General features: G+C 36.7%; 20 protein-coding genes and 2 pseudogenes. 15 read left to right on the plus strand and 7 right to left on the minus strand.

Annotated elements, in window-relative coordinates; all coding sequences use genetic code 11:
- Positions 1–321: 321 nt before the first annotated feature.
- The 8 genes and pseudogenes from proB (at position 322) to AC3ANV_RS11855 (ending at position 9,948) form a co-directional block, all read left to right on the plus strand.
- A complete protein-coding gene (proB, locus tag AC3ANV_RS11820; RefSeq protein ID WP_488313777.1) occupies positions 322–1,434 on the plus strand; it encodes a glutamate 5-kinase in 1,113 nt (370 codons plus the stop codon).
- Between the two features lie 5 nt (positions 1,435–1,439).
- Positions 1,440–2,681, plus strand: a complete 1,242-nt coding sequence (locus tag AC3ANV_RS11825; protein ID WP_488313778.1) for a glutamate-5-semialdehyde dehydrogenase — start codon at positions 1,440–1,442, stop codon at positions 2,679–2,681.
- 335 nt (positions 2,682–3,016) lie between these two features.
- Positions 3,017–3,445, plus strand: coding sequence for a MarR family winged helix-turn-helix transcriptional regulator (locus tag AC3ANV_RS11830; protein WP_488313779.1), 429 nt, complete (start codon positions 3,017–3,019; stop codon positions 3,443–3,445).
- A 44-nt stretch (positions 3,446–3,489) separates the two neighbouring features.
- Positions 3,490–3,576: pseudogene (locus tag AC3ANV_RS11835) on the plus strand (oxidoreductase); the annotation flags it as partial.
- Between the two features lie 275 nt (positions 3,577–3,851).
- On the plus strand, positions 3,852–6,134 hold the full coding sequence (locus AC3ANV_RS11840; RefSeq protein ID WP_488313780.1) for an ATP-dependent DNA helicase: 2,283 nt from the start codon (positions 3,852–3,854) through the stop codon (positions 6,132–6,134).
- A 121-nt stretch (positions 6,135–6,255) separates the two neighbouring features.
- Entirely contained in the window at positions 6,256–7,734 is a 1,479-nt protein-coding gene (locus AC3ANV_RS11845) for a spore germination protein (protein ID WP_488313781.1), read from the plus strand.
- Positions 7,721–8,833, plus strand: coding sequence for a GerAB/ArcD/ProY family transporter (locus tag AC3ANV_RS11850; protein WP_488313782.1), 1,113 nt, complete (start codon positions 7,721–7,723; stop codon positions 8,831–8,833). Before AC3ANV_RS11845 ends, AC3ANV_RS11850 begins: the two co-directional genes overlap by 14 nt.
- Positions 8,830–9,948, plus strand: a complete 1,119-nt coding sequence (locus AC3ANV_RS11855) for a Ger(x)C family spore germination protein (protein ID WP_488313783.1) — start codon at positions 8,830–8,832, stop codon at positions 9,946–9,948. Before AC3ANV_RS11850 ends, AC3ANV_RS11855 begins: the two co-directional genes overlap by 4 nt.
- 85 nt (positions 9,949–10,033) lie before the next feature.
- Here the strand turns inward: AC3ANV_RS11855 and AC3ANV_RS11860 are convergent, their stop codons facing one another.
- The 5 genes and pseudogenes from AC3ANV_RS11860 to AC3ANV_RS11880 form a co-directional block, all read right to left on the minus strand.
- Complete coding sequence (locus AC3ANV_RS11860) at positions 10,034–10,870, minus strand: Ger(x)C family spore germination protein (RefSeq protein ID WP_488314193.1); 837 nt, start codon at positions 10,868–10,870, stop codon at positions 10,034–10,036.
- Positions 10,834–11,106 (minus strand): GerAB/ArcD/ProY family transporter, encoded by a 273-nt coding sequence (locus tag AC3ANV_RS11865; RefSeq protein ID WP_488314194.1) that lies wholly within the window; start codon positions 11,104–11,106, stop codon positions 10,834–10,836. Before AC3ANV_RS11865 ends, AC3ANV_RS11860 begins: the two co-directional genes overlap by 37 nt.
- Positions 11,107–11,172: 66 nt before the next feature.
- Entirely contained in the window at positions 11,173–12,648 is a 1,476-nt protein-coding gene (locus AC3ANV_RS11870; RefSeq protein WP_488313784.1) for a spore germination protein, read from the minus strand.
- A 244-nt stretch (positions 12,649–12,892) separates the two neighbouring features.
- Positions 12,893–12,977, minus strand: a pseudogene (locus AC3ANV_RS11875).
- Between the two features lie 53 nt (positions 12,978–13,030).
- The gene (locus AC3ANV_RS11880; RefSeq protein WP_488313785.1) at positions 13,031–13,327 is read right to left on the minus strand and encodes a hypothetical protein; all 297 of its coding nucleotides are present in this window, start codon (positions 13,325–13,327) and stop codon (positions 13,031–13,033) included.
- 396 nt (positions 13,328–13,723) lie between these two features.
- Between AC3ANV_RS11880 and AC3ANV_RS11885 the strand changes: the two genes are divergently transcribed.
- Entirely contained in the window at positions 13,724–13,996 is a 273-nt protein-coding gene (locus AC3ANV_RS11885) for a DUF1292 domain-containing protein (RefSeq protein WP_488313786.1), read from the plus strand.
- 58 nt (positions 13,997–14,054) lie between these two features.
- On the opposite strand, the gene AC3ANV_RS11890 is transcribed toward AC3ANV_RS11885, so the two are convergent.
- Together AC3ANV_RS11890 and AC3ANV_RS11895 are read right to left on the minus strand one after the other, a co-directional pair.
- Positions 14,055–15,476 carry an amino acid permease gene (locus tag AC3ANV_RS11890; protein WP_488313787.1) on the minus strand — a complete coding sequence of 474 codons (1,422 nt, stop codon included), beginning with the start codon at positions 15,474–15,476 and terminating at the stop codon, positions 14,055–14,057.
- Between the two features lie 233 nt (positions 15,477–15,709).
- Entirely contained in the window at positions 15,710–16,999 is a 1,290-nt protein-coding gene (locus tag AC3ANV_RS11895; RefSeq protein ID WP_488314195.1) for an NCS2 family permease, read from the minus strand.
- Positions 17,000–17,203: 204 nt separating this feature from the next.
- Here AC3ANV_RS11895 and AC3ANV_RS11900 point away from each other — a divergent pair, with 204 nt between their 5' ends.
- The 6 genes from AC3ANV_RS11900 to AC3ANV_RS11925 all read left to right on the plus strand — a co-directional run bounded on the left by AC3ANV_RS11900 (position 17,204) and on the right by AC3ANV_RS11925 (position 22,327).
- Positions 17,204–17,452 (plus strand): hypothetical protein, encoded by a 249-nt coding sequence (locus tag AC3ANV_RS11900; protein WP_488313788.1) that lies wholly within the window; start codon positions 17,204–17,206, stop codon positions 17,450–17,452.
- Positions 17,453–17,572: 120 nt separating this feature from the next.
- The gene (locus AC3ANV_RS11905) at positions 17,573–18,361 is read left to right on the plus strand and encodes an alpha/beta fold hydrolase (protein WP_488313789.1); all 789 of its coding nucleotides are present in this window, start codon (positions 17,573–17,575) and stop codon (positions 18,359–18,361) included.
- A gap of 20 nt (positions 18,362–18,381) precedes the next feature.
- The gene (gene rpiA / locus AC3ANV_RS11910) at positions 18,382–19,059 is read left to right on the plus strand and encodes a ribose-5-phosphate isomerase RpiA (RefSeq protein WP_488314196.1); all 678 of its coding nucleotides are present in this window, start codon (positions 18,382–18,384) and stop codon (positions 19,057–19,059) included.
- A gap of 393 nt (positions 19,060–19,452) precedes the next feature.
- Positions 19,453–19,752 carry a 4a-hydroxytetrahydrobiopterin dehydratase gene (locus tag AC3ANV_RS11915; RefSeq protein WP_488313790.1) on the plus strand — a complete coding sequence of 100 codons (300 nt, stop codon included), beginning with the start codon at positions 19,453–19,455 and terminating at the stop codon, positions 19,750–19,752.
- Between the two features lie 12 nt (positions 19,753–19,764).
- Entirely contained in the window at positions 19,765–21,552 is a 1,788-nt protein-coding gene (pepF, locus tag AC3ANV_RS11920) for an oligoendopeptidase F (protein ID WP_488313791.1), read from the plus strand.
- 199 nt (positions 21,553–21,751) lie between these two features.
- A complete protein-coding gene (locus AC3ANV_RS11925) occupies positions 21,752–22,327 on the plus strand; it encodes a GNAT family N-acetyltransferase (protein WP_488313792.1) in 576 nt (191 codons plus the stop codon).
- Positions 22,328–22,353: the final 26 nt, after the last annotated feature.

Genomic DNA, 22,353 nt, shown 5'->3' on the forward strand with positions numbered 1-22,353 from the left:
ACTATCTTGACAAGCAGCCATTTTCTTAGGATAATATCAGATAAATCTTAAAATCGAAAATGGTACGGGACTAGTAAATCTTTGGAACGTGATAGAGAGTGAAACTCATTGGCTGAAAGGTTTCTCACGGAAAAAAGCTTGAACCTGCCCACAATGCGCTGCTTATGCAAACATAAGCCGTCTTCCCTCGTTACGGGTTAAAGTGGGTGCGAGCGCTCTGCTCGGCATCAATGAAGGTGGTACCGCGGAAACGACTTTTCCGTCCTTTTTTTAAGGACGGAAGAGTCGTTTTTTTATTTTATAAAGAAGGGTACGAACAAAATGAAGAAACAACTGGTGGTAGTAAAAATAGGAAGCAGTTCCCTAACAAATGCTTCAGGGACCATTTCGGAACAGAAAATCAATGACCATGTAAAGGCACTCGCTTATTTAAAAGAACAGGGTCATGATGTCATTCTTATTTCATCCGGTGCTGTTGCCGCAGGATTTGGCTCTCTTGGATATCCAACGCGTCCGAAAACGGTAGCGGGGAAACAGGCAGCTGCAGCTGTCGGCCAGGGGCTTTTAATGCAAAACTATATTTTACTATTCAAAGAGTTAAAAATTGTACCAGCCCAAATATTATTAACGCGCGAGGATTTTTATAGTCAGGAACGATTTCACAACTTATTTTCAACTATGAATGAGTTACTTCAGAGAGGTGTAATCCCGATCATTAATGAAAATGACTCGGTCTCCATTGAAGAATTAACCTTTGGCGACAACGATATGCTGTCTGCACTTGTGAGTGGCTTTCTTCATGCAAATGCACTGATTATTCTTACCGATGTAAACGGTCTGTATGATGGCAATCCAAAGGTATCGAAAGAGGCGAAAAAATATCATTTTATCCCGGAAGTGTCGGATGAACTCCTGGGGATAGCTGGAGATAGCGGCTCTTCTGTTGGTACCGGGGGGATGAGATCGAAGCTTTTGGCAGCGAAAAAGGCACTATCACTTGGGGTTAGCGTATTTGTTGGAACTGGATACGGCAGGGAGAAACTTGCCGATATTTTAGCGGGAAAAGGGGATGGGACGTATATCGGAGGGCCATTCCAAACGCAAATGCAAATGAGAAAACAATGGATAGCGTATCACTCTCATGTTGGCGGGATTATTGAGATTGATGAAGGGGCCGAAAAAGCAATTGTGCAAAAAGGCAAAAGCTTGCTTCCGGTAGGGGTTACAAATGTAATCGGAGAGTTTAACGCATTAGATGTCGTTGTCGTTCGTAACCAAAAAGGCCAGGTTGTGGGGAAAGGGCAAAGTTATTATTCCTCTCTTGATTTACAAAAAGTAAAAGGTTTACCAAGCGAGCAATCAAAAGGTTATTCAATAAACAAAAAAGCAGAAGTGATCCACCGGGATAATTGGGTCACCATGCCGAAGGAGTGAATGTAATGACTGAGTTGTTAGAAAAAGCGATCAAATTACAAAAAGCATCCAAAGCCTTAGGAATGTTAAGCACCCAGGAAAAAAACGATGCCTTAGCTAGGATGGCCGATTATATTTTAAATGAAAAAGAATGGATAATCGCAGAGAATGAGAAGGATATTCAAGAAGGAAAAGAAAAAGGGCTATCTGATTCCCTTTTGGATCGATTGCTCCTTTCAGGAGAAAGAATCGACCAAATAGTGGATGGGATACGTCAGCTAATCAAAATAGAGGATCCAATAGGTGAAACAATTGAATCGTGGGAACGTCCCAATGGTTTACGCATTCAAACGGTTCGCGTACCACTCGGAGTCGTTGGAATGGTGTATGAGGCAAGGCCGAATGTTACCGTTGACGCCGCCAGTCTTTGTTTAAAAGCTGGTAATGCTGTATTGTTGAGAGGCAGTTCTTCTGCCCTTCACTCCAATAAAGCACTTGTTCAAGTTATGAAGCGGGCGCTTTCAGGTTCTGCCATTCCTGAAGATGCCGTTCAACTTTTAGAAGATACGAGCCGCGAAACAGCTGCACAAATGTTTAAGCTAAATCAATATCTTGATGTCTTGATTCCTCGCGGAGGAGCAGGCTTAATACAATCCGTGATTCAAAATGCTACAGTTCCTGTCCTGGAAACAGGTGTTGGCAACTGTCATGTATTTATTGATGAATCAGCAAATGAGAAAATGGCTGCAGATATTACAATCAATGCGAAATTGCACCGTCCATCTGTTTGTAACGCAGCGGAAACGTTACTCATTCATGAAAAATGGCCATATATTTCAGAAGTATTAAGTACACTGAGAGAAAAAGGTGTCGAGCTGCGAGGTGATGAATCATTATCATCAACCTATTCCTTTGTAAAACAGGCAACAGAGGAGGATTGGAAAAATGAGTTTCTCGAGCCGATTTTAGCAGTAAAATTAGTCAGTGATGTAAAAGAAGCAATTGACCATATTGATCAATATGGGACAAAGCATTCTGAGGCTATTATCAGTGAAAATGATCAAAACGTAAGGCTCTTTTTCCAGGCAATTGATGCAGCTGTGTTGTATCATAATGCCTCAACCCGTTTTACCGATGGGGAGCAATTTGGCTATGGTGCGGAAATCGGGATAAGTACCCAAAAGCTTCATGCACGTGGTCCTATGGGATTGAGGGCAATTACTACCACAAAAGCCATTGTGCACGGAACAGGGCAAATACGGGTTTAATAATGATCAGGATGCTTTAAGATTAAGAACTGGCTATCTTCTTGTATAAAGATGTAATTGCATCAAATGGGAGAAAACTATAAATTAGAAGACACAGGGCTGCTCTATATGAGTAGTCCTTTTATAATTGGTTTAGGCTGGGAATTAATTTGTAGATTGTTAATAGTGCAGAGGTTAAAGAAGAAACAGAGGCACTCATTTCAATTCTTCCGGAAATGTATTTGTAATTACATTTAAAATATAAAAAAGAGTATTGACACAAATGATTTTAAGTATTATCATTATCTCGTATTCAAGATATTTTAATTTAAAATAAATTTCAGGGGGTGAAATTAATGGAGAGAAAATGCACTAATTTGCCTTATCTTGTATTAATGCAAACAGCCAAAGAAGTCCAGGAGCGAATGAGGTTAGAATTAACAAAATATAACCTGAGTATTACTGAATTCTCGGTTTTAGAAGTGCTTTACAATAAGGGAAAACAAACGATACAACAAATTGGGAATAGCATACTAATATCAAGTGGATCAATGACATATGTAATCGATAAATTAGAACAAAGAGGTTTATTAAATCGTAATGCATGTCCTGATGATCGCAGAGTAATCCATGTTACATTAACAGATGATGGAAACGACTTAATGGAGAATATCATGCCAAAGCATCAGGAATTGGTTGATTATATGCTTGGCTCTTTAAATAATGATGAGGAAAAGATATTTGTCAAACTGTTGAAAAAGGTAAGGAAAAGAGTAGAAAGTTAATTTTTTTGTTCTAATATCTCGAATCCAAGATAAAGTGTAATTTAGAATATAACCTAACATTGCTCGCAGTTGCAATTGGTTTAGCTTTAATAGGTCCTGGTCAATATGCATTAGATGCTTTTTTATTCTAATATATTTTGAATTTGATATTCTCAAATTGATACTAATAGTACAAGATTTAAATAAAATTTAAAAAAGGATCCTTTTTAGAAAAAAGAGGATTCAATAACAAGAGAGCTAATCGGAAAAAATCTTCCGATTAGTTTTTTTATGCAAATTAGATACTATTGAGTGGAAAGGTGACCATGAAAATAGCCAACCTACTTTTTTGATATACCTGTATGGTGAAATTTTGTTATACTTGTAAATGCAAACGTATATTCTCTAACAATAAGCGGGTGATCTCATGTCTAATAATGTTCAAATATCCGTAAGAGCGCTTGTGGAACATGTGTTTCGATCAGGGAGTATTGATAATCGCTTCCGTTCGCAAACAACTCTACTAGATGGGACAAGGGCTCACCAAAAAATCCAAAAAACCTATCAAGACGGAGATCAAAAAGAAGCGTACGTTAGTATTGAAATCCCATTTGAGGGTTTAACGTTTATCATTGATGGCAGATGTGATGGGCTTTTGTTTCGGGACGGAGAGGTGACGGTGGACGAAATCAAGTCTTCCTCTCAACCAATCGAACAAATTGAAGGTAACGGTTACCCTGTTCACTGGGCTCAAGCAAAAATGTATGCATACATATATGCAAAGGACCATGATTTGCAAAACATTTCTGTCCAACTGACCTATATTCATGTGGAAACTGAAGAAAAAAGATATTTTAAAAAGAGCTATCCTTTTTCTGAACTTGAAAAATTTATTTTGGATGTCATTAAAGTCTATGCCAAATATGCCAAGCTTCAACACGAGCATCGGAACAAACGAAATAAAAGTAGCAATGAGTTACCCTTCCCATTTGATTCCTATCGGGAAGGGCAGCGGAAATTAGCAGGAGTTGTTTATAAGACAATTTCAGATGGAAAAAACCTTTTTGTTAAAGCTCCAACAGGAATTGGCAAAACAATTTCTACACTTTTTCCTTCAGTAAAGGCAATGGGTGAAGGTCACCTAAATCGAGTTTTCTATCTTACAGCTAAAACGATTACCCGAACGACGGCAGAAGAGGCATTTAAACGTATGCAGTCCTGTGGACTATGTATGAAATCTGTAACGATTACGGCCAAGGACAAAGTTTGTTTTAAGGATGAAACGAAATGCCAGAAGGATTATTGTGAGTTTGCAAATGGGTATTATGATCGAATCAATGGTGCAATACTTGATATATTTTCGAATGAAAATGGAATAACCCGTGACGTACTTGAAGCCTATGCACGAAAGCATAGTATCTGTCCATTTGAATTTTCGATTGACCTTGCCTATGCTGTTGATGTGGTTATTTGCGATTATAATTATATTTTCGACCCACGAGTTTCGTTAAAGCGGCTGATTGAAGAGCAAAAGAAATCTACAGCTATACTCATAGACGAAGCGCATAATCTAGTGGATCGTGGTCGGGAGATGTTTTCCGCCTCATTAAACAAGGAAATGTTCCTTCAATTGAAAAAAGAGTTTAAAGATGCAAATAAAATAGTTTATGAAGTGGCAAGTAAGCTCAATTCATTGTTTATTTCTTTAAAAAGAGAAAATGGTGATAAGAGCGAGTTTATTATAGAACAACTGGATGGAGAGTTCTTGGTCGAGCTTCATAAATTTGTGAATGCTGCAGAAGAGGTGCTGATGCTGGGTAAGGAAACCGGCCAAAGTCTATTAGATGCCTTCTTCATGGTTCAGCAATTCTTAAAAATAACGGAATTGTTGGATGATCATTATATTATTTATGGTGAGAAAAATAGAAATGATATTATCTTAAAACTGTTTTGTATTGATCCCTCTGAGCTTTTGAGACAAATGGGGAAAGGGTATCGTACAAAGGTTTTTTTCTCGGCAACCCTTTCGCCGCTTCCATATTATCAGGATATCCTTGGCGGGGATGACGAAGATTATGTACTATCCGTTCCATCTCCTTTTTCAGAAGAGCAGGTTGACGTTTTCATCAAACCACTGTCGACCCGTTACCATGACCGAGATCGTACGAAAGATGACGTAATTACAATGTTACAATCCTTGTTTAAAAACAGACCTGGCAATTATTTTGTCTTTTTTCCGTCCTATCAATATTTACTTGCGGTTTATGATGATTTCAAACAAGTTGATGAAATGACAAATACACTTATTCAAGAAGCCGGGATGACAGATGCAGAAAGAGAAGCGTTTTTGGAGGCGTTCAAGCCCGAACAAAAAGAGACATTAGTAGGCTTCGCGGTTCTTGGCGGTGTTTTTTCCGAGGGAGTAGATTTAATCGGAGATCGATTAAACGGGGTGGTTGTTGTTGGTGTAGGGTTGCCTCAGCTTTGCTTTGAGAGAAATCTTATCAAGGATTATTTTTATAAAAAGGAAAAAAACGGATATGATTATGCCTATGTCTATCCCGGCATGAATAAGGTATTACAGGCAGGCGGGAGATTGATTCGCTCGGAAGAGGATCATGGTACGATTGTGTTGGTAGATGATCGATTTTTACACAAGCAGTATCAAACCCTCCTTCCTCAGGAGTGGCGGCCTTATACGGTCATCTGAAAAAAATTTAACGTTAGAAAAAAAGAGTGTTAATCTCCCGGGATGTAACACTCTTTTTTCTATTTACGAATAGGAACCTTCTTATTGAAGAAACCTATAACTACCATGTATATGGAGGATTATGATGGTAGAAGATACACTAGGATCGATTCATTCTGATTTTAACTTGAATATTCAAACTTTAAGTCAAACTTTTTCTAAAATGCATGATTTTAAGATAAAAGTTATTGAGACAAAAGGACGAAGGATAGGAATTGTTTTTATTGATTCAATCACAAACAAGGATATTGTGAACGGCAAAATAGTAAACGAAATTTCCAAGTTAGATCACGGTAATTCCGTACTTGATTTACCCATAGCAGATATCAAACCAACAGATAACTTTAAGACAATCTATTCCTGTCTTTTGGATGGGCATGTTGCTATTTTTGAAGGGAATTCTAAAATCGCCTTTTTGCTGGATACCGTTTTTTTTGAATCGCGTGCTGTCATGGAACCTGATGCAGAAAAAATTATCAACGGCTCCCATGACGGGTTTGTTGAGAATTTAAATAAAAATGTGAATCTACTGCGTAATCGAATAAGAACACCAAATTTAAAAAGTGAAATAATGACTGTGGGTGAAGGTGAAATAACCACCAATGTTTCCATTCTTTACGTGGAAAATATCGCGAGTCCTGATGTAATCGAAAATGTAAAATATCGGATTTCAACCATAAAACTTGAAAATCATCTTACCCCAGGCAAATTAGAAGAATTCATTGAAGATAGTTCCTACTCACCGTTCCCGCAAATTTTGGAAACCGAGAGACCGGATCGTGTTGCCGCCAATTTATTGGATGGTCGAATTGCGGTTCTGGTTGAAGGAAGTGCAACAACTTCAATCATGCCTGTGACATTTTTTTCTTTTTATCAATCGCCCGATGATTATAATTCCAGATATATTTTGGGTTCGTTTATACGCTGGCTACGATTTATCGGATTTTTTATTAGTATTAGTTTACCATCTATTTATATTGCAATCGTTTCCTTTCATTATGAAGTGCTTCCATTTGAACTAGTCACAAATATTAAAGGCAGCTTGGAATATGTTCCCTATCCACCTGTTATTGAAGCTTTGATAATGCAGCTTACTTTGGAATTATTGCGAGAGGCAGCCATTCGGCTGCCAACTGCTATGTCACAAACAGTGGCCGTTGTAGGAGGGTTGGTGATAGGGACAGCTATTGTAGAAGCAAATTTAGTTTCTAACACCATGATCATTGTAATCGCCATCACCGCCATCGCTTCTTTTACAGTACCTATTCATGAAATGAGCTCATCAATTCGATTAGTAAGTTTTCCGATGATTATTGGAGCGTCCTTGTTAGGATTAGTGGGAATTATAGTCGGCTTCATGTTTTTAATGATCCACTTAGTTAAATTGGAGTCTTTTGGTGTTCCTTACTTTTCACCATTAGGGCCAATACGAGTGACAGATCTAAAAGACAGTCTAATAAGAATGCCGATTTGGAAAATGAAGACCAGACCAAGTTCAGCTGATCCAATCGATAAAAGACAATCCACTGGGAAAAAGGGGTGGGCTGATGATGGAGAATAAGAAAGTGACAATTTCCTCTTTTCAGATGTTCTTTTTCATTGTGTTAACCACTATTGGAGATGGTATATTAACATTTCCAAATTTAGTCTATAAAAATGCACGTCAAGCATCCTGGATTTCTATTATAATTACAGGTTTAATCTGTGGATTTCTTATTTTAACGTTTGTTTATTTAAACAAACGATTTCCTGAGCTAACGATTTATGATATTTGTATAAATATTTTCGGAATATGGGTTGGAAAATTGATCATAGTGGGGTATCTATTGTATTTTTTCCTCATCTGCGTCAATATTAATCAGATGTACTTGGCAACCATAACCAACTGGATTTTAATATCTACCCCTCCATGGATCATTTTGCTGCTCATGCTGATGCTTGGAGTTTACTTAGGTAAAGAAAATTTAAGAATTATCGTGCGCTTTTTTCAACTAAGCTTCTGGATCATTATCTTGCTTATGTTAATGAATCTTAGAGCGATTCCACTTCTTCATTGGAAATATTTACTTCCTATTAATGAAATTCGTTTTTACCATATTTTAAAAGGAAGCTTCAGCAGCATTCCTTCATTTTTAGGTTTTGACAGCATATTAATCATTTTGCCGTTTGTAAAAGGAAAATTAAAAAGTAAACTTACATCCTCAGTACTTTCTATTGGTTTTATTACTGCTACCTATCTATTTGTAATCCTAACCTGTATTTTGTTTTTTAGTTCAAAAGAAATGTTGTTAATTCCTCAACCGATTCTATATTTATTTAAATCGCTGACGGTTTTTGGAATCATTGAGAGATTGGATCTAATTGTTGTTGCGTTATGGATTGTCATGATTATGACTAGTTATATTTCATATCTATTTCTATCAAATATTGGAATCTGTACTTTATTTCATTTAAATAGTAGAACTATTCCAACGATAGTTCTCGCAGTTATCGTTTATATTCTTGCACTTGCTTTACCGATATCAAAAGAATCTATTATGACTCAATTTAAAATCATAACCTTTCTAAGCTATATTTTTTCGGCTGGTATACCGCTTTTGGCCATCGTTGCATCCTTCTTTTTACATAAAAATAAAATGAAGGAAGTGGAGGAGCTGTGAAAACAGGAAAAGTGGTCTTAATTATCATTCTCTTGATATTTCAAACAGGATGTTGGGACGAAAATCTTTTAAAAGATAACGCACTTGTTTTGAGTATTGGATTTGATTTAGCTGAAAACACCCAAGTAAAAACAACTTCCTCGATTCGGACGAGCAAAATCATCTCGGGCGGACAAGCCGAATCAGTTAACTATATCGTTGAAGAAAAAGGACCTACCTTAAGGGATACGAGATTGGAAGTAGATAAGCAAATACCAGGTGTTTATGCACCGAATAAATTACGTGTGATCTTGCTTGGGGAAGACATAGCAAAAAAGGATCTTTATCCTTATTTTGATGTGTTTTTCCGTGATCCCAGAAGCTCATTGACAGCAAAAGTGGCCGTTGTAAAAGGACATGCTGTAGATATTATTAAAATGAAAAAATTAAAAGAGAATTTAATTAGTGAGGCGCTGATTGAACTCATTAAAAGTGCCGAGAATCATACCATTGTACCTGTAGAAAATCAACAAACTATTCTCACTAGTATGCTGGACGATGGCGAGGATTTTACCCTTCCCTATCTTGAAAAAATCGATAAGGAAACGGTTAAGGTTACCGGCATTGCCCTTTTTCACAAAAAAAGCTTTACGGGTAAAACGCTAAAGGGAAACCAGCCGATCATTCTTTTAATGGCAAAAGGTGATACAAACAAGGACATTAAGTTAACAGAAAATCTAAATAACGGAAAAAATCATAATGTAAAAGATTTTGTATCATTTTCAGTAAGTAAAACGAATAGAAAAGTAAAAATAAAAATGGTTAAAGGAAGGCCGGAAGTGAATTTAAACTTGAAATTGCTGATTAATATTAATGAATATCCATATGGTTCCTTATTGGGTGAGAAAAAGGAAACTGAGCTAAATCAAAAACTCGAACGCAGATTAGGAAAGGAAGCAAATGAAATGGTTTCGACACTCAAAAGTGCTAACTGTGACGCCTTTGGGATCGCACGTTATTTAATTGCTTATCATAACAAAGAATGGGAGAAGTTAAATTGGAAGAAAGTATATCCGAACATGCCTTTTACTATACACGTGAAGGTCGAGACAATGAATAGAGGGATTATCTACTAATTTCATATCTTTGTACATGTATTTCAAATTTAAAGACCCATCTGTCCTTATTTAAAGGGTGATGGGTCTTTAAAAATATAAGGTTTTAATCTACTAGTCCAGTTTGTTTGATATCAACCTTCAGATGTACATGTACTTTAGCTGAGGGATAAATGGCATTCCATTGCTTTTCGTTGAAATCGCGATTATGCTCTTTATATTTTGCACCTAAACCTAACGGGTCCACCTCATTGTCTTTAAATTGTTGGATGATTTTTAAAGCGTTTTGTTCTAGTTGCTTATTAATTTGTTTTTGAAGCTTTTTTTTATCTATTGGGACTCTTTCTTTCTTTGGAGAAGAAAATTCCTGAAGTCTCGTTTTCATCTTTAGATTAATGGTAAAGTCTGGCCTCCCATTGATTGTTTTTACTTTATATGTTGCTTTTGAATTTAGATTATCAAGCACGATCTTTTCACCTTTTTCTAAGGTGAATTGGTGTAATCCATACTTGTATTTATCAACCAAACATTTAAAAATAAATAGGTCTTCCGTTAAAAGAGACGTGACAATACGATCATCTTTTAATATGGCGATGCCAATGATTTTGATGTTATCTTTTTCCTGTTTGATTAAGGGCAAATAAGGATCCTGCCCTTTTTGATATAATTGAAATAGAAAAGTTTGTAAATTAGTTCGAGGAAGATTGCCTGATTTCATGATTTGGTCAAGCATTTCTTGAACATACAATGAAACATTTTCTGTTTTGAATTTTGCTATCTTGAATAATTCATTAGAATCGCCATCAACAATCGCCATTTGAACAAGACTTCCAATGGAAGGATCGCGGTCTAAGGTGTCAACAATATCATAAATCCCTTTTTTTGCAAGCGATTTGCCGTAAAGTGCTAATCGAAGACTAAGACGGATAGGCTTGCCAACCAGAAATAAATCATGATGATAAAGTTGAAAAAATTCCCGAGAATATTTCCAAAAATTTTTGAATGAACATCGACAATATCGCCATTGGCTTTACCCAGCAGTTTATACATAATCCACATAAACACTTGAACAATGCATCCTGCTACTAGAACACCAATCCACGCATCATGACCTGCTTTTGCAGAGATTGTTCGTTGGAATCCTAAAATGCCAACACCAACCTGCGAATTGTAGATAATAAAAAAACTAAATAGGGAGAAACTTGATGCCTAATATTCGCTTGCAAGTGAATTCCCCTTTACGATTTATTCATAAAAATCGTTCAATGGCTCTGGTTTTTTTCCATTCCGAGTTGATTTTTTCTTCTTTTGCGGTCTTAAATTTGTTGGGTTATCTTTTTGCATGGAAAAAGGAAGTCTAACCCATAAATCTTGTAATGAAGTTAAGCGTAATGGAAAACTGCTAAGATAAGGACGTCCGAGTGAGGTTAACCGGAGTAAATGAATTATCGTATATTGAAAACCAAAAAACACCCCAAACAACCCAAACCATTGGGTAAGGAAAATTAACGGAAATTTTATAAAGCGAACAGTATTGCTAAATTTATAGACGGGGGACGTATACGAAGATAATGTTCCGAGTCCCACTAATATTAGCAATACATTGCTTGTTAACCCTGCTTCAACCACTGCTTGTCCAATCACAATACCACCTACAACGCCAAGAGACTGGCCGATTTTTAAGGGTAAGCGGATTCCTGCCTCTTTTACCATTTCTATCATTAATTCTAAAAAAAGTGCCTCTAAAAAAGGGGGAAAGGGAACGGATGCCCGGGAACCCACCAGCGTTTCGATTAAACGGGCAGGAATCAATTCATAATGATAAGTCATGATTGCGACGTACATTGGCGTAACCAGTGTGGAAATGAACAAAGCAATCAATCGTATAAGACGAAAGAAATTTCCAATGATCCAGGAATAACTATAATCTTCCATTGCAATAAAAGATTCAATTATCGTAACAGGAAGAATGACTAAATTTGGTGATCCATCGACAGTAATGATAATTTTTCCTTCTGTAAGGCCTGCCGCAACACGGTCCGCTCTTTCAGTTGAAATTGATTGTGGAAACAATGAATTGGAATTATCTTCAATCATCGAAGATATATAAGAACTGTCCTGAATCTGAACATATTGGATATCTTTTATTCTTTGGGTGACCGTATTTACATTTTCCGGATTGGCAATCCCATCAAGATAGAAAACCGCAACTCTAGTTTTTGACAATTTACCGACTTTCATTTCCTTTACAATCAGCTCTGGTACCGGAATTCTTTTTCGAATTAGATTAATATTGGTGTCTAATTCTTCGATAAAGCCCACTTGAGGACCAACAGCAGAGGATTCCATTGTCGGCATTCCAACATCTAGAAATTTGCTGTTGGCAATATTGATTAATAGGCAAGCTTTATCGTGTTGATCATGTTGAATAGCCAAATATCCATTCATGATGTTCTGGATGATTTCGCACTCATCTTTTGTATATAATATCTGTTGAACAGGGATTTTGCTTTTTAATTCCTCCAATGAAAGATGCTCATGTAAATAAGGTAAAACGTCTTTATGGAGAATGTCTGATGAAATAAGTGTCCGATAATAGGAAAGCCAAAAAGGATGCTCTGCTATTAAAGACGTGTGTTCATGCACAAAGTCATTTGATTTCGATAAACGTTCAACCCAATTTTGATCTTGTTCTACATTGTTTGTTGATTTTTCCTTCATTGGTAGCCCTCAAAAAAACTTTTTTTAAAGTATGTACAGAATGATAATTTTTATACAAATGAGCAAATGTTTTCCTTTTATAATACTGTTATACCAACTAAAAAAGGGCAACAAAATCTTTACGATTTGATACCCTTTATTAACTGTTATTTTAATTTTTGTATTCGAAAACAGAACCTGTTAAACAAAGTATTATCTTTTTTTATTTCGCTTTTGGTAGAACTCGAACTCGTTAAATAAAAGGGGGACTTGGCGGGATTTGAACCCGCAAGATACACAACAGTTAACATGAATAACTGTAGGTTGCTCTACCATTGAGCTACAAGTCCTATTTATAGTGTAAACATAAACCGGTTGATTATTCATGATAAAAAAATTAATTTCATTTCAATTTGTGAATTTCCTCTGTAACAACAAATGCTAGATCCTCGTTACCGAACAATGATAAAACACCAAGCAGCGTTTCGTCAGCAATTTCCCCGGCTTCTTCTTTGGGCACAGTTAAATCAATAGCTTCCTTTAACGCAAGATTAGTGTGCTGGTCCGGATATGCCCTTAAATATAACTCAACAGGGTCAAGATCATGATTGATGCACCATTGTGCAAATATGAGGATCATCATTTTTTCATCACGTTGATAACTCTGGATTATTCTTTCTTGTGCATCATTTTGTTTCATTTTTGCATTCCCCTTTTATATTGCAACATTTTTAGTACCTTTTATAAAGTGAGCTGATACTTACTATTCTACCTTCTTCAATGAGACTACTTCCACTGGATTATGAAGAAATGAACAACATTTTTTTATTAAAAGGCTGTGTTAAACTTGCCTGTTGATTTGCGCTCCAGGAGCTTCGCTTTCCGCGGGCGGTCAGGGGGAGCCTCCTCGGCGCTTAAAGCGCCTGTGGCTCCCCTGACCCGTTCTCCCGCAGGAGTCTCGCGCCTTCCGCTCCAATCAACAATGGCCTTTAACACAGCCTAAAAAAAAACAATGTTATTTGTTAGATTATTTCTCTTCATTTTAGAGATACTGTTTGAATGAAGGAAATTTCGTAAAATGAGAGGAGAATGTTCAATGAGTAAGATTGAAGTCGGAGAAATTTTTAGCATTAGTGATGAGAATGACGAAGAGCAAGAGGTTGAAGTTCTTGCATCGATTAATATTGAAGGAACCGATTATGTGGCTGTAGGATTTGTTGAAGATATTCAGGAAGAAAGTGAAGAGGATATTGATATTTACTTCTTAAAGGTCGACCAAGAAGGGGATTTAACAGCGATTGAAAGCGACGAGGAGTTTGATAAAGTTTCTGTTGCGTTTGATGAAATTATGGACGAGGAAGTAGAATAAAAGAGCATCTTGGTTTCAGCATATAAAAAAAGAGTGGCCAATTTTGGCCACCCGATTTTTATGCAGCTTTTTGTTTTTGTTTTGCTTTTGATGCCTTAGAAGGCATGATAAGAGGATACAGGACAATTCCGACAGCATACAACGCAATTCCTAAAAGGAATGTTTTCATGTTGGAAGTTCCAGCAATAATGACGTAAATGGCATAAACAGTCGCAAGAATGGAAATAGCACCATCAGCGAATCGACCTTTTGTCTTTTTATAGGTATCACCCGAGAACACCAATTTAACCTGATAGATAGCAGTTGCCGCATAAGGTAACAGGTAGGCGAGTGTTGCTACCTGAACCACAAAGTTAAAGGCATTGCTAAGCGTATCCGATATCGTCAAGATAAGGAAAACCTGAGAAAATGCGTTTGTAATAACTAGAGATGCTACTGGTACGCCATTTTTGTTTTCTTTTCTAAAGATAGGTGGAAAAAGTCCTTGCTTCGCTGCTTGGTAAGGAGCTTCCGCACTTAAGAAAATCCAACCGATCGTCGTACCTGTCAATGAGATCAAGTCAAAAATAGCCATTACATAACTAACATTATGACCCACTACTTTTTGTAATGCATCGACAAGCGGCTTGTCCGCATGTATTAATTCCGTTTGAGTCAAACTTCCCATAACTAACATGGTGATTCCTACATAAATCACTAACGAAATAACTAGACCAAGAACGGTAGCTTTTTTAATGTCCGACTGCTTTCTGGCACGTTTTGAAAACATAACAGCTGATTCAATCCCTACAAACGCCCAAAGAGTTGTGACTGCAGCGTTGTTGACCTGTCCAAGAAGGCCAAGGGATGCTCCGTTATCGCCTGTTCGAGGCTGCACTAGTGGCAAGAGATTTGTTTTTTGAAACGCAAAAAGTGTAAAACATATGAAAATCAGAAATCCAATCACTTTTGTGGCGGTTGCAATAAAATTAATCTGTCCTGTTTTTTCGATTCCGCGAAGAATAATCGCATTCATGATCCAAAGTACGATGGTACAAATGATAAACGTGATGAACCCTCCGACTTTGACCGTAAGGGAACCAATTGTAAACAGGTTGGCGCTGCTAGTCATAATCGGAAAAAATGTAGAAAGATATCCAATAAAGGTTGTTAAAACGGCGACATTACCAGATACGTTAGCAACCCAATATCCCCAAGAGACAACATATCCTGACATTACCCCGGCACGTGATCCTTCCGGAAAAAGAGCTTTGGCATACATTTGCACACCGCCATTTAAAGCGGGTTTACGAAGGGATAAATTCCCAAATACCAGTGAAAGCATCAAAACACCTACACCTGTTAAAACCCATGCAAGCAATACGCCGGCGGGACTTGCTGCTTTTGCAAGGGATTGTGGCAGCATAAAGATTCCCGATCCTACCATGTTCCCTACAACTAGAGCAGTAAGAAGCCAAAGACCCAGTTTGTTGTTTTTCATATATAAATCCTCCTAATTATTTATCCGGTTAGGTGTATGTTCATACAACAAGGAACATTTTACTCTGTCACACTAAAGGATTCAATGATTTTCACGGAATTGTCGAAAGTTACTTCCTTAGGAAAAATGAACCAGGAAGGAAGTTTGACTTGGGAGCAACTAAAATGCTTAGAACAGCAAATAAAAAAGCAATGCGAATTTAAATTATCGCATTGCATTATTGATGCTTAAAATTAACCAATAGAATGTAATAGAAAATTAGTTAAAAACAAAAAGGAAATAATAAATATTGATAGTGACAGCTGTTTGTGCTTGTTTGTAAAAAGCTTTACTAACGGATAAGCAATAAATCCGAAAGCAATACCATCAACGATACTGTAGGTTAATGGAATCATGATCATGATCAAAAAAGCAGGAAACGCTTCTGTGAAATCGGTAAAATCGATATTGACGATATTTGTTAACATTAAACCGCCCAAAATGATAAGAATTGGTGCAATGGCGGTATTGGGAACCAATTTTATAAAAGGCAGGAAGAAAAGGGACAATAAAATAAATAGACCTGTTACCACAGATGTTAAACCTGTTCTTCCACCGGCAGTGATACCTGCAGCCGTTTCTACAGTAGAAACCGTTGGACTTGTACCTAATAATCCGCAGACAATCGCAGAAATGGAAATCGCTCTTAAAGATTTGCTGTTTTTTTCCGGTGCTTGTAGCATTCCATCTACTTGGGAATGTAATAATCCGATATTCTCAAAAACCAAAACTAAAGTCAGAGAGAAAGTCGCTGTCCAAAATGGTATGGTCGTAAATTTCCTTAAGTCAAAGCTTAGAAATACATGTTTATAATTCTCAAAAGAAATGAAACTAGTATCCATATGGGAAAAATTAATCACACCTAAAAAATAGGATGTTATTGTACCTAGAATGATACTGATTAAAAAATTCCCCGGTACTTTTTTCAAAAATAAAAACAGCGTAATGATAAGATTGATTATCGAAGCTAAGACGATTGGTGAAGATAAATTTCCAAGCCCGACAAAGTTATGAGGATTACCTACAACAATTCCACTTTTCTGCAGCCCAATAAAAGCGATAAATATACCAATACCAACCGTTATTGCTTCCTTTAAAGAGGTTGGTATCGATCTTGAAATAATCACTGATAATTTTGTAAAGGCCACAATAGCGAATAATACACCGGATAGAACGACTGCTCCTAAGGCTTCCATGTAATTTAACCCTAAGGAACCTACTAACGTATAGGTAAATAAAGCATTAATTCCCATTCCCGGTACAATGATCAATGGTGCATTCGCGATGAAGGCAACCAACAAACAGCCAACCAGTGATGAAAATACCGTAGCGATAATACCCGCCTCAAGCGGTATTCCCGCATCTTGAAGAATATGGCCATTCACTGCAATAATATAGATGATGGAAAAAAATGATGTTAAACCTGCAGTAACCTCCTTTTTCAAATTTGTCTTGTTCTCTTTAAGCTTAAAAACTCCTTTCATATTTATCACACTTTCGTATTCTCCCTCTCCCACCCGCATTTAGTATTCATATATACTTATGCCGAAAATCATTATAACACAGAATTGAAAGTGGAAAAGATATTTGTAGCTTGTTGGAACCATCATTCTATTGGAAAAATTATGTATGTCTATATTTTATTATGGGATACTAATAGGGAGTATTTTTTACAAAGGAGCGACAAGATGTCAATTACCGAAGGAACGAAATATCAAATTTCTCAAGGGATTAAAGAATTTTTCAATTCTGCTGAGACTATGACTGTATTGAGTAATAATGGAATCACTGTCCAATTCATGCTTGGGGATAGTAAAGGCAGAGGTTCAATGCCACTTGAACATTTAAACTATTTATTAAAAAAAGATAATCTAACTCTTATTCCTAACAAAAGATTATTTTTGAACACTGAGAATAGTGAAGAACAAATAGGATAACCCTTTAGAACTTAGAGCATTACGTCTATTAGATGTTATGCTTTTTTATTTTGGAGATTTTTTTCAAAATCTAAAAAGTATACAATATAAGAAAATGAATTGGAATGGAGAGAAAACAAAATGGAAGTGAAAAATCTAAACATGAAGGATTCAACAGTATACTACGTAGATCAGGGGAACGGAAAGCCTATTGTCCTCCTTCACGGATTTTGCGGCAGCGTTGGTTATTGGGATAAGGTAATACCCGGGCTGGCAGAAAACAATCGGGTTATCGCTCCGGATCTTCCGGGTCATGGGGGAACAGGTTTATTTAAGGATAGCTTTACGATTGAAGATCTTGCTGATTTTATTAAGAAGTTTTTAGATGAATTAAATCTGCAAAAAGTAACCTTGTTTGGCCACTCTTTAGGTGGGTATATTACACTTGCCTTCGCAGAAAAATACAGTGACCGATTAAATGGGTTCGCACTCGTTCATTCAACCGCTTTTCCTGATTCAGAAGAGGCGAAACAGGGAAGGGCTGCCAATGTTGAAAAAGTGAAAGAAAATGGAATTCAGTCGCTTATCGACGGTTTGGTTCCCAAGCTTTTTTCCCCGAATAATTTGGATATGGAATATGTTGAGACAGCTAAAACCATCGGGTATGCAACTTCCCCTCAAGGTGCAATGAGTACTTTGGTTGCTATGAAGGACCGTCCGAATCGTAATCGTGTAATTGAGGGAACTGATTTGCCTGTATTATTAGTTGCAGGGGAAAAGGATCAGATTATTCCTATAGAAAAAACCTTTTCGGTTGCAAAAGCCAATGTTAAACAGTCATTAATAAAAGATTCGGGGCATATGAGCATGTATGAGAATCCTGATGGCCTACTTAATGTGATACAGGAGTATTTATTAAAAATTGATTAACCATTAGGAGAGGAAAAATGATAAACGAAAAACGTATCGTTGGAGAAAAAGCTGCAGAGTTTATAAAAGATGGAATGGTAGTGGGACTTGGTACCGGTTCAACCGTTTTTTACACTATTACTAAACTCGGAGAACTGGTTCGTGAGGGACTTTCAATTAGAGGAATCTCTACTTCCTTACATACTGAACATTTAGCAAAACAATGGGGAATTTCACTAGTAAGCTTTGATGAAATTGATCACATTGATGTTGCGATTGATGGTGCGGATGAAGTAAATCCTGATTTGGAGTTGATAAAGGGTGGAGGAGGAGCGCTCCTTAGAGAGAAAATTATTGCAAAGGCAGCAAGTACCTTTATTGTGGTTGCAGATACTTCAAAAATGGTCAATATGTTGGGGGCCTTTCGTCTACCAATAGAAGTTCAACCATTTGGGTTTCAAATGACAGAAAAACATATCCGTGCACTTGGCTGTTTACCTGAACTTCGTTTATTAGATGGGAATCCTTATACTACAGATAACGGCAATTACATATTTGATTGTAAATTTCCTGGAATCCCGAACCCTCAAGACTTAGAACAAAAGCTAAATATGATCCCGGGAGTAGTTGAAAACGGCCTATTTGTGGGAATGGCGGATATTGTAATTACACTGGACCAAGAAAAAAATATATTAAAAAAAGTAAGGGAAAAGGAATGATAGCAACTGTAAAGTGGGATGAAAAAAATGCATTTTCAAGTTTCATTCCATCCGGTCCGGTAAGCTACTCAATAAATGGCAGGCCAGCCAAAATACTTTAAAGGGAGTAGGTAGAATATGCCTATTCCTTTTTGTTTTCTGTTGCAGACGATATACTATAAAAAATTGGACTAGTGGATAAATACCTATTACCATTAAATCAAGAATATATTGTAAATATCTAACTGAAGTTACCGGGTTGGTGGATTATGTTCAAAGGCTCAGCTTTATATGTGAAAATTATAATCTGCAAAACCAGAAATCTGAGCCGATTCCTGATAGGATTAAATATGAATTAGAGAAACATTTATTTAATAGGATTGAAGAAAGAGCTTAATTAGAAAGGAGACGCTTATGGATAAATTAACTGAGCAAGTGATTCAGGAAAAATTAGCATCAGTTCCAAATTGGAAGTTGACAGAAGAAAAATGGATTGAAAGAAAGTATCGTTTTCAAGAATATTTAAATGGTATTGAGTTTGTACAAAGCGTAGCGAATTTGTCTGAAAAGGCTAATCATCACCCATTTATTTCAATCGATTATAAATTAGTTACGTTAAAGATAACCTCCTGGCATGCAAAAGGTTTAACGGAATTAGATTTTGAATTGGCAAAAAAGTATGATGATTTGTTTTTACAGGTTAAAAAGGGATAAGGAGGGATTTAATTGAAAACCTACACTTCCAGAACTGAAGTGCCAATCCATGAAAAATGGAATTTAGCAGATATTTATTCTGAACAAAGTAAATGGGAAGAAGATTATCAGGCTATTGAAAAGCTAACCGGAAAGCTAAAAGCTTTTGATGGTGGTATTCACAATGGTCATACCTTATACAGATACCTTAAACAAAGCGAGGAGTTATCCTATATTTTTAGCAAAGTATATGCCTATGCCATGTTGAAAGTTGATGAAGATACCAGGGATACAAAGGCTCAAGATTTGTTAGAACGTGCCAAGCAACTTAGTGTGAAAGTCAGCTCATCCACTTCCTTCTTTATGCCCTTTTTATTAAGCTTGGAGGAAGAGACCTTAAAAGGATACCTTTCAGAAGAACATGGGTTAGCATACTTTGAAGAGGACGTTTGGGAGTCGTTCCGCTACAAAGAACATGTGTTAAGTAAGGAACAAGAAGAAATACTATCTCAATTAGGCGAAGCACTCTCCGTTCCCAGTCATACCTTTGGCATGATGAATAATGCTGATATTAAGTTTGGGGAAATTACCGATGAAACAGGAGAACGTGTGGAACTGACGCGGGGAATGTATTCAAAATTGATCGAAGATGAAGACCGCGACAAGCGTAGAGAAGCCTATAAGGCATATTACAAGCCCTACGTACAATTAAAAAATTCCATTGCTTCCACACTTTCAGCGGCAATTAAAAATAATGTTACCTTGTCCAGAATTCGTCATTATCCTTCCGTGTTAGAAAAAGCTTTATTCGGTGACAAGGTACCGAATGAGGTATATGAGAATCTTATTCAAACGACGAAAAATAATATCGCTCCGCTCCATCGATATACACAGATTCGAAAAGAAAAATTAAAGCTTGCTGAACTCCGTCAATATGATATGAGCGTCCCGCTTGTTAACGGTGTAAAGCAGATGATTCCTTATGAAAAAGCATTTGAAATTATGTGCGAGGCTTTGTCACCTCTAGGAGAAAACTATATAGGGATTCTGAAAGAATTTAAAGACGGCTGTTATATTGATGTACGCGAAACACCCGGCAAGCGTTCAGGTGCCTACAATCTCGGAATATATGGGGTTCATCCGTTCATTCTCTTAAATCATCAGGATGATTTGGACAGTTTATTCACGTTAGTCCATGAGTGCGGGCACGGCGTTCACAGCAGACTGAGTTCTGACCACCAGCCGCAAATCACCGCACGTTACAGTATTTTTGTTGCAGAAGTAGCATCTACCGTTAATGAAGTACTTTTAATTAACTATTTATTAAACAATGAAAAGGATGCAGCAGTTCGTAAACACCTAATCAATCATTTTATTGACCAATTTAAGGGAACATTTTTTACGCAAGTGATGTTTGCAGAATTTGAGAAAAAGACACATGAAATGGCTGAAAAGGGATTGCCGTTGAATGTAGAGGTGTTTAATCAAACCTATGAAACATTATTTAGGGAATACAATGGAGATGAAATCGTATTCGATGACGAAGTGAAGTTTGGCTGGTCAAGAATTCCTCATTTCTATCGTCCTTTTTACGTTTATAAATATGCAACAGGATTTGCTTCAGCGATTCATTTGGCAACACAGATTCTTGATGGCGATCAGGAAACACTCCATTCTTATTTGGAATTTCTAAAAAGCGGCAGTTCGGATTATCCTTTAGAATTATTGAAAAAGACAGGAGTAGACCTTACCACACCTTATCCGATTGAAAATTCCTTAAGAAAGTTTGGAGACCTAGTTGAAGAGTTTTCAAAACTTTAAGTGATATTTAATTTTACTTGGATGTTAATATATAAGCGGTCCTGCCTTGGCTCTTTTGGATAAAGACTAAGGTAGGTCTTTTTATTGGGAATAAACCTAAACTTGGTATTAAATGTATGATTGGGTGAATACTTCCCTTATAGGATTTTCGGTATGAGTGATTTATTATTCATAAAAATCGTTAAAAAGGAGATAACCCATGCATTGGTATGAAAAGTTAAATCAATATTTTCCGGTCGAAGAAATGAAATCAAAAGAGCATATGGAAACCTTACTGAAAGAGCGTTCAGATATTTATCATAAAGATGAGGGTCCCAATCATGTTTTGATGTATGCGGAATTTAAGACTTTCGTATTTATTGATTATCTGTTTGTTTCAAAAAATGCCCGAGGACAAGGACTTGGCCATAAGCTTATGGAAAAAATGAAACAAAAGGGTAAACCGATTTTACTTGAAGTAGAACCGGTGAACTATGATGACAGTGATACCGAAAAAAGGTTACATTTTTATAAGCGGGAAGGATTTGAACATGCTGTATCAATCGGGTATCAAAGAAAGTCATTGGCAACAAGAGAAATTAATGAGATGGAAATCCTTTATTGGGCACCAAATCATGAATCAGAAGAAAAGATTTTTAACGCCATGAAAAAAACATATGATTTGATTCACACCTATAGGGATCAACATTTTTATGGAGAAGCATACGAGCCGGTGGAAGAAGTTCTGACCTTCGAAAAAGAAAACGATAATGAAAATTTATTAGACAATCTGTAAATTTTTTTGTGTTTAAATGACTCAAA

It is taken from the genome of Neobacillus sp. DFD-2R (assembly GCF_057747865.1).

Excerpts from the sequence above, each read along its gene's own strand:
- AC3ANV_RS11845 (WP_488313781.1), top strand. The coding sequence starts at position 6,256 with ATGATGGTAGAAGATACACTAGGATCGATTCATTCTGATTTTAACTTG.
- AC3ANV_RS11850 (WP_488313782.1), top strand. The coding sequence starts at position 7,721 with ATGATGGAGAATAAGAAAGTGACAATTTCCTCTTTTCAGATGTTCTTT.
- AC3ANV_RS11900 (WP_488313788.1), top strand. The coding sequence starts at position 17,204 with ATGTCAATTACCGAAGGAACGAAATATCAAATTTCTCAAGGGATTAAA.
- AC3ANV_RS11890 (WP_488313787.1), bottom strand. The coding sequence starts at position 15,476 with ATGAAAAACAACAAACTGGGTCTTTGGCTTCTTACTGCTCTAGTTGTA.
- AC3ANV_RS11915 (WP_488313790.1), top strand. The coding sequence starts at position 19,453 with ATGGATAAATTAACTGAGCAAGTGATTCAGGAAAAATTAGCATCAGTT.
- AC3ANV_RS11895 (WP_488314195.1), bottom strand. The coding sequence starts at position 16,999 with ATGAAAGGAGTTTTTAAGCTTAAAGAGAACAAGACAAATTTGAAAAAG.
- AC3ANV_RS11830 (WP_488313779.1), top strand. The coding sequence starts at position 3,017 with ATGGAGAGAAAATGCACTAATTTGCCTTATCTTGTATTAATGCAAACA.
- AC3ANV_RS11825 (WP_488313778.1), top strand. The coding sequence starts at position 1,440 with ATGACTGAGTTGTTAGAAAAAGCGATCAAATTACAAAAAGCATCCAAA.
- AC3ANV_RS11925 (WP_488313792.1), top strand. The coding sequence starts at position 21,752 with ATGCATTGGTATGAAAAGTTAAATCAATATTTTCCGGTCGAAGAAATG.
- AC3ANV_RS11840 (WP_488313780.1), top strand. The coding sequence starts at position 3,852 with ATGTCTAATAATGTTCAAATATCCGTAAGAGCGCTTGTGGAACATGTG.
- AC3ANV_RS11870 (WP_488313784.1), bottom strand. The coding sequence starts at position 12,648 with ATGAAGGAAAAATCAACAAACAATGTAGAACAAGATCAAAATTGGGTT.
- AC3ANV_RS11885 (WP_488313786.1), top strand. The coding sequence starts at position 13,724 with ATGAGTAAGATTGAAGTCGGAGAAATTTTTAGCATTAGTGATGAGAAT.
- AC3ANV_RS11905 (WP_488313789.1), top strand. The coding sequence starts at position 17,573 with ATGGAAGTGAAAAATCTAAACATGAAGGATTCAACAGTATACTACGTA.
- proB (WP_488313777.1), top strand. The coding sequence starts at position 322 with ATGAAGAAACAACTGGTGGTAGTAAAAATAGGAAGCAGTTCCCTAACA.
- AC3ANV_RS11880 (WP_488313785.1), bottom strand. The coding sequence starts at position 13,327 with ATGAAACAAAATGATGCACAAGAAAGAATAATCCAGAGTTATCAACGT.